Annotated in this window: 15 protein-coding genes; 6 read left to right on the top strand and 9 right to left on the bottom strand. The window is 29.3% G+C overall.

All coding sequences use genetic code 11. The features are described 5' to 3' along the window. Positions 1 to 21: 21 nt before the first annotated feature. Positions 22 to 420 carry a DUF6762 family protein gene (locus BN2665_RS02890; RefSeq protein WP_055665615.1) on the bottom strand — a complete coding sequence of 133 codons (399 nt, stop codon included), beginning with the start codon at positions 418 to 420 and terminating at the stop codon, positions 22 to 24. 202 nt (positions 421 to 622) lie between these two features. On the opposite strand from BN2665_RS02890, the gene BN2665_RS02885 reads away from it, so the two are divergent. After that, positions 623 to 931 (top strand): hypothetical protein, encoded by a 309-nt coding sequence (locus BN2665_RS02885; protein WP_055665614.1) that lies wholly within the window; start codon positions 623 to 625, stop codon positions 929 to 931. 22 nt (positions 932 to 953) lie between these two features. Here BN2665_RS02885 and BN2665_RS02880 read toward each other — a convergent pair whose 3' ends face one another. Continuing rightward, a complete protein-coding gene (locus BN2665_RS02880) occupies positions 954 to 1886 on the bottom strand; it encodes a metal ABC transporter solute-binding protein, Zn/Mn family (protein ID WP_055665613.1) in 933 nt (310 codons plus the stop codon). A 108-nt stretch (positions 1887 to 1994) separates the two neighbouring features. Here BN2665_RS02880 and BN2665_RS02875 point away from each other — a divergent pair, with 108 nt between their 5' ends. Together BN2665_RS02875 and BN2665_RS02870 are read left to right on the top strand one after the other, a co-directional pair. Further along, positions 1995 to 2666 (top strand): metal ABC transporter ATP-binding protein, encoded by a 672-nt coding sequence (locus tag BN2665_RS02875; RefSeq protein ID WP_055665612.1) that lies wholly within the window; start codon positions 1995 to 1997, stop codon positions 2664 to 2666. Positions 2667 to 2668: 2 nt separating this feature from the next. Further along, positions 2669 to 3463, top strand: a complete 795-nt coding sequence (locus BN2665_RS02870) for a metal ABC transporter permease (protein ID WP_055665611.1) — start codon at positions 2669 to 2671, stop codon at positions 3461 to 3463. A 37-nt stretch (positions 3464 to 3500) separates the two neighbouring features. Here the strand turns inward: BN2665_RS02870 and BN2665_RS02865 are convergent, their stop codons facing one another. The 3 genes from BN2665_RS02865 to BN2665_RS02855 form a co-directional block, all read right to left on the bottom strand. Next, complete coding sequence (locus BN2665_RS02865; protein ID WP_055665610.1) at positions 3501 to 3917, bottom strand: Fur family transcriptional regulator; 417 nt, start codon at positions 3915 to 3917, stop codon at positions 3501 to 3503. 95 nt (positions 3918 to 4012) lie between these two features. Further along, positions 4013 to 5071, bottom strand: coding sequence for an aromatic acid exporter family protein (locus tag BN2665_RS02860; RefSeq protein ID WP_055665609.1), 1059 nt, complete (start codon positions 5069 to 5071; stop codon positions 4013 to 4015). A gap of 39 nt (positions 5072 to 5110) precedes the next feature. Next, the gene (locus BN2665_RS02855; protein WP_055665608.1) at positions 5111 to 5659 is read right to left on the bottom strand and encodes a manganese efflux pump MntP; all 549 of its coding nucleotides are present in this window, start codon (positions 5657 to 5659) and stop codon (positions 5111 to 5113) included. A gap of 314 nt (positions 5660 to 5973) precedes the next feature. On the opposite strand from BN2665_RS02855, the gene BN2665_RS02850 reads away from it, so the two are divergent. Next, positions 5974 to 7194 (top strand): 6-phosphofructokinase, encoded by a 1221-nt coding sequence (locus BN2665_RS02850; protein WP_055665607.1) that lies wholly within the window; start codon positions 5974 to 5976, stop codon positions 7192 to 7194. Positions 7195 to 7313: 119 nt separating this feature from the next. On the opposite strand, the gene BN2665_RS02845 is transcribed toward BN2665_RS02850, so the two are convergent. Continuing rightward, on the bottom strand, positions 7314 to 8603 hold the full coding sequence (locus BN2665_RS02845; RefSeq protein ID WP_055665606.1) for an aminotransferase class V-fold PLP-dependent enzyme: 1290 nt from the start codon (positions 8601 to 8603) through the stop codon (positions 7314 to 7316). Positions 8604 to 8792: 189 nt separating this feature from the next. Between BN2665_RS02845 and BN2665_RS02840 the strand changes: the two genes are divergently transcribed. After that, positions 8793 to 9455, top strand: coding sequence for a DUF4397 domain-containing protein (locus BN2665_RS02840; RefSeq protein WP_082435775.1), 663 nt, complete (start codon positions 8793 to 8795; stop codon positions 9453 to 9455). Positions 9456 to 9546: 91 nt separating this feature from the next. Here BN2665_RS02840 and BN2665_RS02835 read toward each other — a convergent pair whose 3' ends face one another. Then, a complete protein-coding gene (locus BN2665_RS02835; RefSeq protein WP_055665605.1) occupies positions 9547 to 9837 on the bottom strand; it encodes a DUF2325 domain-containing protein in 291 nt (96 codons plus the stop codon). A 287-nt stretch (positions 9838 to 10124) separates the two neighbouring features. Between BN2665_RS02835 and abc-f the strand changes: the two genes are divergently transcribed. Beyond that, a complete protein-coding gene (gene abc-f, locus BN2665_RS02830; protein ID WP_055665604.1) occupies positions 10125 to 12038 on the top strand; it encodes a ribosomal protection-like ABC-F family protein in 1914 nt (637 codons plus the stop codon). Between the two features lie 46 nt (positions 12039 to 12084). On the opposite strand, the gene BN2665_RS02825 is transcribed toward abc-f, so the two are convergent. Beyond that, positions 12085 to 12576 carry a response regulator gene (locus BN2665_RS02825; protein WP_055665603.1) on the bottom strand — a complete coding sequence of 164 codons (492 nt, stop codon included), beginning with the start codon at positions 12574 to 12576 and terminating at the stop codon, positions 12085 to 12087. A gap of 154 nt (positions 12577 to 12730) precedes the next feature. Beyond that, complete coding sequence (locus BN2665_RS02820; protein WP_055665602.1) at positions 12731 to 13153, bottom strand: MaoC family dehydratase; 423 nt, start codon at positions 13151 to 13153, stop codon at positions 12731 to 12733. Positions 13154 to 13197: the final 44 nt, after the last annotated feature.

Here is a 13197-nt window from a genome sequence, read left to right as displayed (position 1 = left end):
TATTCTGTTCCATTATAGTTTTTACAAATACTCTTCTTTTTTATTCTTAACTTCCTCAAAGACCCTATGTATCTCTTCACTAATCAAAGAGCAGATTTCATTTAATTTTTCTTTCATTTCCATATGATCTTCCATATAGATTATTTTTATCTTCCAGGTAGGGTTATATTCATCATCAATTTCTTCAATATCTATATCTTTTTTTTCAAATAATTCTAAATTAAAACAATCAAATATTGCAGTATATTCCCACTCTTCTACATCTTTATCAGTATCAAAGTAAATAAACACTTCTTTATCTATGCAATATAGCTTCTTAACAAATTTAGCTCCTTCTCCTACCTCATAACTTCCTAATTCTCTTAAAAATAAATTTGTATCTTTTTCAATCTCCATTAATACTAAAGAAGAAAAATCCATTTTATATCATCCTTTCCTTAAGGCATCTCCAAAATATACTTTGCATCTTAGACTAGTTATTTTTTACGATGCCTAAAAATATGTATATATTTATCATAGCTCATTAAATATAAATTTCAATATTATTATTTTTAATTATAATAATCATTTATAAAACTATTTATACATATAAATAATTTGAAACCTATGTGGGAGGAAGATTATGAAAAAATTCTTTGCAATATTTTTATCTGTTTTACTAATCTTATCTTACTTAACCTATACAGTGAGTTTAAATAAATCAAAGGATATTAGTTATGTAGTAGAGCACTACATGACTTCAGGTATTTTTACAAAACACAAGCTTATTAATGTAGATTCCATGCATATTAGCTACTCTGATAACAATGTTTCTGTAGTGGAGGTAACAGGCAAAGAAAAAAGACCTCCTAATCCCAACATTAAATATAAAGTATTATTAGAAAAGAATAAAAAGGGACTTTGGAATGTAAAAAAAATATATACTCAATGAAAAAAGGGAGATAATTTCTCCCTTACTTTAAGCTATTATAAATTTTTTCATAATTTTGTTTCATAGTTTCTAGATAATCTCCCTCATTTTCCAAGGTATTTATCACTTCAACCTTCGCTCCTACTTCCTTAGCAAGAGTTTCAGAAACTTTAGGACTCGCCATTTCTTCCATAAAAATAGTTTTTATGTTATTTTTTTTGCAATACTCTACTAAATCTTTAATCTTTACAGCAGTGGCTTCTCCTTCAGCAAATACATCCTCAACACTATTTTGACTTAAGTTAAAATCTCTACATAAGTATCCAAATGCAGCATGACCTGTTACAAAGTTCTTATTAGCTATACTATTAAATTTTGTTTCATATTCCTTAAATAAATCATCTGCTTTAGAAATAAAACTATTGTAATTACTTTCGTAATAATCTTTATTCTTCTCATCTACTTTAATCAATGCTTCTTTTATATTTTTTGCTTGAATTTTAACCTCTTTAATACTTAACCATATATGAGGATCATATTCTCCATGTACTTCTTTAGAATTTTCCTTATGTTCCTCCTCATGCTTTTCAATTTTTATTAAATTAGCACCTTTAGAGGCATCTACTAATTCTAAACTCTTATTATTAACAGACTTTAGAGCTCCATCTACCCAACCTTCCATGCCTAATCCATTATATACAAATACTTTGGCCTTATTCAAGGCTTCCATATCTCTAGGTTTAGGTTCGAAATCATGGGCCTCTACTCCTGAAGGAACCATAACTGACATTTGAATCTTATCTCCTCCTATAGCTTCGGCAAGCTCTTTCATAGGATTAAAACTAACTACCACATTAATTTTACTTGAAGAATCTATATTATTAGCTTCTAAACTCTTATCCTTTTGTGAATTGCATGCAGCCATGCTCAAGCATAATACTAGAGCTGCAAAAATACCAGTAATTTTTTTTAACATACAAAGAAAACCTCCTATTGCAAATCATTTGCATTTAAGTATATAATAATATTTGTAATAATTCTTGTCAATAATTTTATAATATAATACATTACAGGAGATGATTCTTTGTTAAATATAAAAAATCTTAGCTTTTCCTATACCTCTTCTGCTCCTTATATACTAAATGATATAGACTTACATATAAATAGAGGGGATTATGTTACCATCGTAGGTGAAAATGGAAGTGCTAAAAGTACTTTAATTAAATTAATATTAAATATATTAAAACCTAATAAAGGAAACATTTCTTTTGAGGCATCAAGTATAGGTTATGTTCCTCAGAGAATGGAAGGCTTTAACAAGCAATTTCCTCTTTCTGTTAAGGAAATGCTATCATGCCACTTAAAAGCTCTTAAATTAAAGGATAAGTCCATAATTGAAAATAGCTTAGAAAAAGTTAATATGCTAAGCTTTTCTAACGCGCTAATTGGTAACCTATCTGGTGGACAGCAACAAAAGATATTTATTTGCAGAGCTTTAATGGGAAGTCCAGACTTATTGATTTTTGATGAACCTTCTACTGGTATTGATATACAGAGTCAAAAGGAAATATACTCCTTAATTAGAACCCTTAATTTAGAACTTGGCATAACAGTAATTTCTGTTGAGCATAATTTAGAAGCTGCTTTGCATAATTCAACTCATATATATGAATTATCTAGTGGTAAAGGACATTTATATACTGTGAAAGAATTTAAAAATAAAATATATGAGGATGAATTAAGAAAGGTTGAATAGATATGCTTCAATATGAATTTATGCAAAACGCCATGATGGCAGGTCTTATAATATCCATATTATGTCCTATGGTAGGGGTGTTTTTAGTTTTAAAAAGATATTCAATGATGGGGGATACTCTATCCCATGCCTCTTTTGCGGGTATAGCCTTAGGTTTTATTTTGGGTATAGATCCGCTATTAAGCGCCTTCGCTTTTACCACTTTATGTGGATTATTTATTGAGGTTTTAAGAAGTTATTATAAACAATATTCAGAATTAGTAATGTCTATAGTTTTAACTTTAAGTATAGGTATAGCTATAATTATAGTAAGCACGGGAAAGACTGGAGCTAATATAAACTCCATCTTGTTTGGGAGTATTTTAACAGTATCAAAAAAAGATCTTTTATATATAGCTATAATAAGTATTATCTCAATATTTACCTTAAGCTTACTTTATAATAAACTAATATACTCTACCTTTGATGAAGAAGGTGCTAAAACCGCTGGCATAAATGTTTCTCTAATAAATTATATTTTTACTCTTTTAGTAGGAGCTACTATTTCAGTGTCTTTAAGAATAACTGGGGTTTTAGTTATTTCCTCTATGATAGTAGTGCCAGTAGCTACAGCCTTACAGTTAGGCAAAGGTTTTAAATGGACATTAATATATTCTATGATTTTTGGATTTATAGATGTTTTTATAGGTCTTATAGCCTCTTATTACATAAATAGTGCCCCTGGTGGAACTATTGCTGTTACCTCAGTAATAACTTTATTGATCACAATTATTATAAAAAAAGTTTTTATACGCTAAGTGAAAAGACGACAGAAGTCGTCTTTTTTAATAAGTATTACTTTTTCTTATCCTTACACTCATTACATACACCTTTCATAAAAAGTTGATGCTCTGTTAATGTAAAACCAGTTCTATTTTTAACCATCTCTTCTATCTGCTGCATGGGGCATTGAAGTTCTACTTCCTTATGGCAGATATCACACTCTAAAACATGTTTATGGTCGTGCTTTTTTATAGCATAGCTGTATTTACCTTGACCTAAATCAAATTTTTCTATAATATCTTTTTCTTCAAATAAATCTAAACATCTATATACGGTAGATAGATTTATATTTATCCCCGCTTCTATGCATTTAGTATATATAAAATCTGCTGAAATTCCATTTTCACTGCTGCTAATTATGTTATAAATTTCTATCCTGGCCTTTGTTATCTTTATTTTTTTGCTCTTAAACAATTCTAAAATCTTCATTATCTTCACCTACATATTACTAATGGTATTATAAGGAATTTTAGTACATATATAAATTATTAGCTTAGTTTATATTCCTACATATATTTATTATATCATATATCCTTCATTTCATTAACAATTATATTAAGAGCTTTCTCCATAGCCACTATATTTGCATTAATTCGATTGTCATTAAATTCTCTCAAGGATTCAAACAAATCCACATTCTCAGTAGTTATCTTTTTAATTTTTATTCTGCTTTCAAATATACTAATTATTTTTTCTAAAGCTTCTATTAGAGCACTTAGTTCTTTTGTCATATATTCTTCTCTATTAATACCTATATTGTTAGAGATTTTTTCATCTAAAATATAGCAAATATCATAATTTAAATGACTTATAAGCTTAAGGTTTAATAAGATAACTTGTAATTTTTTTATATTTTTAATTTTAGTCCATTTAAACTTAATTTTATTCTCTTTCTCTATATCTTTAAATTGAGAAAATATCCAATCAGTATTTATAAAGGAGTTAGTTACATTAACCTTTAGATTTATTAATAAATTGTAATCTACCTCTGAAAAAATATTATTTGTGCTTCTTAGATTATCTACAATACTATTCAGAACAAATAAAATTCTTTTATATACCATCTTCTTATAAGAAAAAATAGAAAAAATAAAATTATATACTATAGCTATTAAAACTCCTACACCTAAAGCTGTAAGCCTTAATCTTGCTGTGAGCAGAATACTAGGAATCCCTTCTGGAGTTTTTTGAATATACTGAGTCATATATATGGATGTAAATATGGCTACGGGTGAAACTTCTCGCCAACTTAGCTTTAGACATACATATAGTGTAAAAGACATTGAAAAAGCAATAGTAAATATATTTATTCCACCTACATAAATTATTGCTGCTGTGCAAATAACTCCTAGAATAGATGCATACAATTGATTTAATCCACTTCTTACTCCTGTAAAATTCACAGGCTCCAAAGTAAGCATTAAACCAAAGAGAACAGATATAATATCTAATTTAGCAATAGAATTATTGGCAGCAATAGTATAGGCTGTGGCAATAGCAAAAAAGGCTTTTATCATATATAGTTTTGAATCTAATAATCGAGCCTCTTTAGTTAATCTAAGCTTAGATAAATAATTTTTCATATAAGCTGTTCACCTTACCCTTAATATATTTATTAATACTTATAGAAATATCATTTTCAATCCGAAAAACATTAAAATGACACCACCAATATAATCAGCATATTTACATATAAATTGAATTTTATGTAGAAATTTAGAAAGTATAAAAGCCATTATACATAGTATAAAAGTAATAACTCCAATAAGAATTGTATAAGATAGCATTAGGTTGCTAGATAATGTGTTTAAAGCAGTAAATCCTACCACTAAGGCATCTATACTAACAGATATACCTAACACAGCATACATCTGTGGCTTTAATAAAATACACTCCTCTTTTTCTTCCATTCCTTCCTTAATCATCAATGCTCCAACAATAGCAATTACTATTCCCCCTATGAGACTAGGAATAGATGCAATATAGGTATTAAATATCACCCCTGCAAATGCTCCTACAAATGCAAATAAAAATTGAAAAAATCCAAAGGATAGGCAAAAATATGCTTTATTTGTAGTCTTTACTTCACAATTTAATCCTATACTAAGTGCTACTCCAAAAGCATCTAAAGAGAGTGCTAACGCAATAATCAATATAGTGTATAAAGTCATCCCTTTTCCCCTTTCTTAAATGTACCCTTATTAGATAAACAGTTAGTAATGTTCTATAATTATTTATCCTTAATAATTATACTATTGATTTGTAATAAAAAGAATAAAAAATTTTTCTTATATCAATGTTGCATATGCGCAGATATATGTTATACTAAATATGGTTTATACGCATATAATATATAGCTTAATGATATATATTATATTAAAATATCTGGTTTAATTAATTAAATATTATACTCATCTTAGATATATCTTTAAAATTTAATATATCGTATACTCTATATATAATATTTAATGAAGGGAGTTTTTTTATGGCTAATTGTATAATTGCTCAATCTGGAGGTCCAACCACTGTAATTAATGCTAGCGCAGCAGGCTTATTTAGAAAAAATGAGGAAGTTAAATATTTTGAAAATGTCTATGCTGGCATTAATGGAATAGAAGGTATACTAAATAAAAAAATAATCAATTTATCTCATGAAAATAGCGAAGATATTAAGCATTTTATGAATACCCCATCCTCTGGATTAGGATCTTGTAGATATAAAATGAAGGGTTATGAGATTGATGACAGCGAATATAAAAAATTAATTAGTATATTAAAAGAATATAATATAACTACTTTCTTTTACATAGGTGGAAATGACTCTATGGACACTGTAGCCAAGCTAAGTGCTTATATGAAAGAAAATAATATATCCATAAATGTTATTGGTATACCTAAAACTATAGACAATGACCTTCCAATTACAGATCATACTCCTGGTTTTGGTAGCGCTGCTAAATTAATATCTACTATAGCATTGGAAACTTATCTAGATGCCTCTGTATATACTAATAATGGTATTTTCATATTGGAAACTATGGGTAGGGATACAGGGTGGTTAGCAGCTAGCGCTTGTATTTCAAAACTATATGGACATCCTGTAGCAGATTTTATATATTTACCAGAAGTAGCCTTTAACGGGGAAAAGTTCATTAAGGATGTAGCCGCAAGATTTAAAGAAAAGAATCAAGTATATATTGTAGCTTCTGAAGGTTTAAAGGACTCTAATGGAAAATTCCTAAGCGAACTGGGGACTAGCTCTGGACACGATAATTTTGGACATGCTCAATTGGGTGGCGTAGGATCTTTCTTAAAAAACATTATAATAAATAGTGGAATTACAAAAAGAGTCAAAGCCTTAGAACTAGGAGTTATACAAAGATGTGCTATGCATTTAGCTTCTAAAACAGATTTAGATGAGGCTTATAGAGTTGGAGAAAAAGCTCTTGAATTAGCTATAGAAGGGTTAAATGGATATATGGCAGCTATTAAGAGAGTTTCTGAAAATCCTTATGTCTCTGAAACTTTCCCAGTAGAAGCTAGTAAGGTAGCTAATAGCATAAAATATTTTCCTTCGGAATGGATTAATAAAGAAAATAATAATGTTACTGAAGAGGCATTTAATTATATAGCTCCTTTGATTGAAGGTAGTGTTTCACTGGATTATGATAAATATATGCCTAAATTTAAAGTGTTTAGTAAATAAAGGAAGCTATGCTTCCTTTATTATTTTATATACCCATATTTATCCTTATCCACTCTTAAAATTACTGCAGTTAGTTCCTACACATGCTCTCTTTAATCTACAATTACTTCTTCATATTACTATAATCCATTAGATTTATAAATTCGCTCTAAAGCCTCGATGAATGTATTAATTTCTTCTAAAGTATTATAAAGGCCAAAACTGGCTCTTACCATACCCGGCTTTTTCAAATCAGGATTTTTAACATACCTATCTATTTCACTCTTATCTATACCTAGTAGCCTTTGTGCATAAGGTTGTGCACAAAAGCATCCATTTCTAACTGATATGCCATATTTTTTAGAAAGTTCCTCTGATAGTATCTCATGATAGAGTCCTCTCATATTTAAGGTCACAATACCTAGTCTATCCTCTTCAAAGTCTTCACTGCCATATACATTTATATAATCGAGCCTTTTTAAATTATTCAATAGATACTGAGTTAATTCTCTTTCCACCATTTCAATATTACTCATACCTATATAATTAATCTGCCTTATAGCTGATAGTAAGGCCACCACTCCCATAATATTAGGAGTTCCTGCTTCATCTTTAAAAGGCTCCTCATCCCATATTACTTTATCTAAAGTAACTACCTTCACAGTACCGCCGCCCCTACATTCTGGCATACCGTCAACGAAACTATCCTTTTTGGCAATAATCACACCTGTTCCAAAGGGAGCATACATTTTATGAGCTGAAAAAACTAAAAAATCTATACTTTCTTCCTCATTTCCTCCTTGTAAATTAATAGTTTTATGTGGAACTAATTGTGCTCCGTCAACAATTATTTTGGCACCATGATTGTGGCAAAGCCTTGCAATGCCATGTATATCATTTATATAACCAGTTACATTAGAAGCTCCCGTTAAGGTTAAAAATTTTATCTCCCCTCTACCCTTATGAAGTTTTTCCTCCAAATTGTCTAAATCCAATTTCCCTTTAGAATCTATATTAACATAATCTAAATCGCATCTTTCTCTCCAAGGTAAATCGTTAGAGTGATGCTCCATCAGGGTTGATAATACCTTATCCCTTTTACTACCTATCAATCTACAGGCTAATTTATTTATACCCTCTGTAGTATTCTTTACAAAAATAACATCATATTTTAGCGAAGAAGCATTAAAGAATTTCAAAATGACTTCTCTACCATTTTCATATAAGCTTGAACATATTTCGGATTTAACCCCAGCTCCTCTATGCACGGATGAATAGCAAGGTGCAAAGTCACGTATATTTTCCAGTACACATCTAAAAGGCGGAGTGGTAGCCGCATTATCAAAATTTACATATTTTGTCCATCTTCCATTATTTAATTTAATAGCTTCATCCAAACCTAAAAACAAATTTCTATAGTTTGCTAGCATAAAATTCCCTCCTTATTATTTTATGAAGGAAAATTTAAAATTGTGCATAAGTCCTATGAAGAGAGCTAAATAGTTAAAAATTATAGAGATGTTTACTATGGCTGCTCTGTTGAATTTTCCTGAATAGCCTGTAACCTTATTAATAATTCCTCATATTATAATATTGTAGTTTTATATTTGGAGGTTTTTATGTATCCAAACTTTTCCAATTATTATAATAACAACTATTATAGAATGCAAAATATGCCTAACCTTAAATCTTATATTAGAATCCTACATGCTTCCCCTAATGCTCCTGCAGTAGATATTTATGCAAATAATAAATTGATTGCCAAGAATCTCCCCTATAAAAAATTTACTGAATACCTTAATGTAGCTCCAGGGGAATATAAAGTACAGGTGTATCCTGCTGGTACTTATAATAAACCGATTTTAAATACAACTATTGAAATAGCTCCAAATTCAATATATACTGTAGCTGCAATAAATATGTTAAAAGACTTGCAATTATTCCCTATTATAGAACCTCATAGAGCCTTAAGCCCAAGCGTGGCTTTTGTAAGATTTGGTCACTTGTCTCCAAATACTCCCAATGTAGATATTACTCTACCTGATGGCAAAAAAGTATTTAAGGATGTAGGATATAAAGAAGTAACAGGCTATCTTCCTCTTGCTCCTGGAAATTATACTCTTCAGGCTAGGCCTACAGGTACCAATACTATAATTTTAAATGTTCCAAACATAAACTTAAAACCTAATAGGTTCTATACAATCTATGCCGTAGGTTTATTAAACGATAATCCACCATTGGAAGTATTAATACCTTTAGATGGTAATACCTACTTAAAATAAGATCCACAAAAAAAGCTTGCTAAAATCTTAGCAAGCTTTTTCTATACAGACATAAATACACTTATTATTCAATTCTAAATCCCTTTCAAAACTAATTTTTGCTATCAAAAAATTCTTTTATGTTCTGCTCTAAATGACTAATAGCTCTCCTGGAATACATTATTTTTGCATTGGTCAATTTACTTCTTTCTTTTATAGTCTTTGTCATTTGATGTCCTATAAAATCTGTAAGTACTAGTACAAGATCCGTATCCGCAGGAATCTCTAATTTTAAGTCTCCCTTCTTTCTTCCAGTAACATGATTAATCTTCATGAATCCACGATCCTTCAAATAATCCTTTATATTTCCTAATTTGTCTCCGCCTACAACTAATACACTCATGATTCTCTTCCTTTCTCATTATTTATATATAAACATTTATTTTTCTAATTAATAATGATAATTATTATCATTTATATTATATACCATAATTTATTTTCTGTAAATACATATATATTTATAACCATATATATTTATAACCATATATATTTATAACCATATATATAATAGAATTTTTGTAATGCATATAGTATAATTAAACTGATAAATTATGCTTTTATGTAATAATATTATATTTTGCATATTTAAATTATTTTTTCTTAAAAAAGTACATAAAAGGAGTTATAGCTATGATTGTTATTTCATGTAAATCTGTTCAAAAGAGTTATGGTATAGATACCATATTAAAGGATATAACTTTTAACATAAATGAAGGGGATAAGGTTGGATTTATAGGAGCCAACGGAGCTGGAAAATCTACCTTGTTTAAATTGTTAACTGGTGAATTAAGCCAAGATAATGGGGATATATTTATAGATAAGAATAAAACCATTGGTTATTTATCTCAGCATCTATCCTTAGAAATGAGTAATACGCTTTATGAGGAAATGTTAAAAGTCTTCATGGATTTGATTGAGCTAGAAGAAAGGCTAAAGGAACTGGAATTAAAATTAAATGAGCCCTATGATGAAAATAATGCCTCTTATCATAATAGGCTGATTAAGGACTATACTACCTTTTCTGAATTATATACTCACAGAGGTGGATACACCTACAAAGGAGAAATAAACAGAATACTAAAAGGATTGGGTTTTACTGAAGAAGATTTTAATAAAAGTATAAATATATTAAGTGGTGGGCAAAAAACCAGGGTAGCTCTATGTAAGCTCCTATTAATAAAGCCAGATATATTGCTGCTAGATGAACCAACTAACCATTTGGATTTGGAAGCTATCGAATGGCTAGAGGAATATTTAAAAGGCTATAAAGGTACCATTATATTAATATCTCATGATAGATTTTTCCTCGACTCTATAACCTCACATACCTATGAACTAATAAATGGTCATGTTAATTGTTACAATGCAAATTATACTAAATTTTTAGAATTAAAGAAAAAAGACTATGAAACTCAGTTAAAAGCTTATAATCTTCAACAAATAGAAATCAAAAGACAAGAAGATATTATTGAAAAATATAGATCTTTCAATAGGGAAAAAAGTATTAGAGCTGCAGAAAGCAGAGAAAAGGCCTTAGCAAAAATAGAAAGAATAGAAGCTCCTGATAAAGAGCAAAAGGCTTCAAAAATTAAATTTGAAACTCAAATAAAAAGCGGTAATGATGTACTTCATGTAGAGAATTTAAGTAAAAGCTTTGGAGACAAAAAATTATTTTCTAATGTATTTTTAGATATTAAAAGAAATGAAAAACTAGCACTTATAGGTGAAAACGGTAGAGGTAAAACTACTCTATTTAGAATAATTATGGATAGAGAAGTTCCTAATGAGGGTATCAAGGTCTTGGGCAAAAATGTATTCCTAGGATACTATGACCAAGAGCAGTCTAATCTAAATGATGATAAAACCGTATTAGATGAAGTTTGGGATGACTTTCCTGATCTAACTACTACCCAAGTTAGGAATGCTTTAGCTGCATTTCTTTTCACGGGTGATGATGTATTTAAGAAGATATCCCATTTAAGTGGTGGAGAAAAATGTAGAATTAATTTATTGAAGCTCATGCTCTCCAAATCTAACTTTTTACTACTAGATGAGCCCACTAACCATTTAGATATAATGTCGAGAGAAGCTTTAGAAGAAGCTATTCTAGATTATGATGGCACCATACTAGTTATCTCTCATGATAGATATTTCCTTAATAAGGTTATAAATAAAATTTTGGAGCTTAATGAAGATGGCATAAAGGAGTACCTTGGAAACTATAATTATTATGTAGAAAAAAAGAAGAATCCTAATAGATATGAAGGTGTAGAAGAATATACAGGTAAAACTAAAACTCAAATTTCAGAAGAGAAAAGAAAAAAGAGGGAATCAGAAAAGCAGGCTAAAGAAGCTCTTCAAAGGTTAAAAAATATAGAAAAGACTATCGCTGATAAAGAATCTAATTTATTAGAGTTACAAGGTATGCTCTGTCTAGAAGAGGTCTATTCAAATTCTGCAAAAAGTGAAGAAATCAGTAAAAAGATTCAAGCAATTCAAAATGAAATTGACGAACTATATTTAGAATGGGAAGAACTCGTATAATTCACAATTCACAGTGCACAATTCGCAATTGGGCACTGTGAATTTTTTATATTTTGCTACCGCAATATGGGCAGAATTTATAAACTCCATTTAGCTTCTCTCCACAATAAGGACAGAAAGTAAATTCTTTTTTCATTTCTTTTTTATTTTCAGCTATAATGCTTTTTAAAAGCTCTAAATCTGCGTTATTGACTGCTTTATTTTTTTCAATCACTTCTTTTAGCTTGTCCTTTGTTATAGGGGTTTTTATTATACTATCAACATTATATTTCTTAAAATCCTCAACTTTTAAATCATTACTAGATGAGAGTATACATTTTAGTTTTGGATCTCTTTCTTTAAATTTTTGAATTAACTTATCTCCTGTAGTTTTTTTCATTATAAGGTTACAGATAACTACATTGGGCCTATAATTACTTATATCTTCTAAAGCACTAATTTCACTGGAAATGTTAACCTCATACCCCAAATCCTCCAGAATATCCTTTATGATCATACTCTCAAATCTGCAATCATTTACAAGGAGTACTCTATCCATACTATAATCACTCCTATTATTCATGATATATAAATTTTACCCTATATATTCCCATAATTCAATTGAAATCAAAAATAAATACAGCCGATATTAACTATCAGCTGTATTCCGTCCATGTGAATTTTTATTATTTATCTCTATCTATATTTTTAAGTTATGCCCTTTTGGGAGGCATTACTGTTGCCACACCATCAATAACAACTTTCCCATCTTGATTTGTACAAACAGTTCTTAGCTTGATTCTATTTTTCTCTGTAACCATTTCTATAACTTCAACTTCAGCTTTTATAGTATCTCCAATTTTAACAGGCGCAGTAAATTTTAATTCTTGTCCTAAATAAATAGTTCCTGGCCCTGGAAGATACATTCCCAAAACTGTGGAAATCAATCCGCTTACTAATATGCCGTGAGCAATTCTCCCTTTGAACATAGTTTGCTCTGAAGCTACTTGATTAATATGTGCAGGATTTAAATCCCCTGTTATGCCTGCAAACAGATATACATCTGTTTCTGATATAGTTTTTTCAAAACAAGCTTTATCTCCTATTTTAATTTCGTCTATGGTTTTTCCTATCATAGCTATACCGCCTTTCATTAATTATATTTTTAAAATACAATGTA

The organism is Desnuesiella massiliensis, assembly GCF_001403615.1.
Lineage (GTDB): Bacteria > Bacillota > Clostridia > Clostridiales > Clostridiaceae > Desnuesiella > Desnuesiella massiliensis.
Note: the sequence above shows the minus strand (reverse complement) of the source record. Positions and strands in the feature narration are given on the sequence as shown.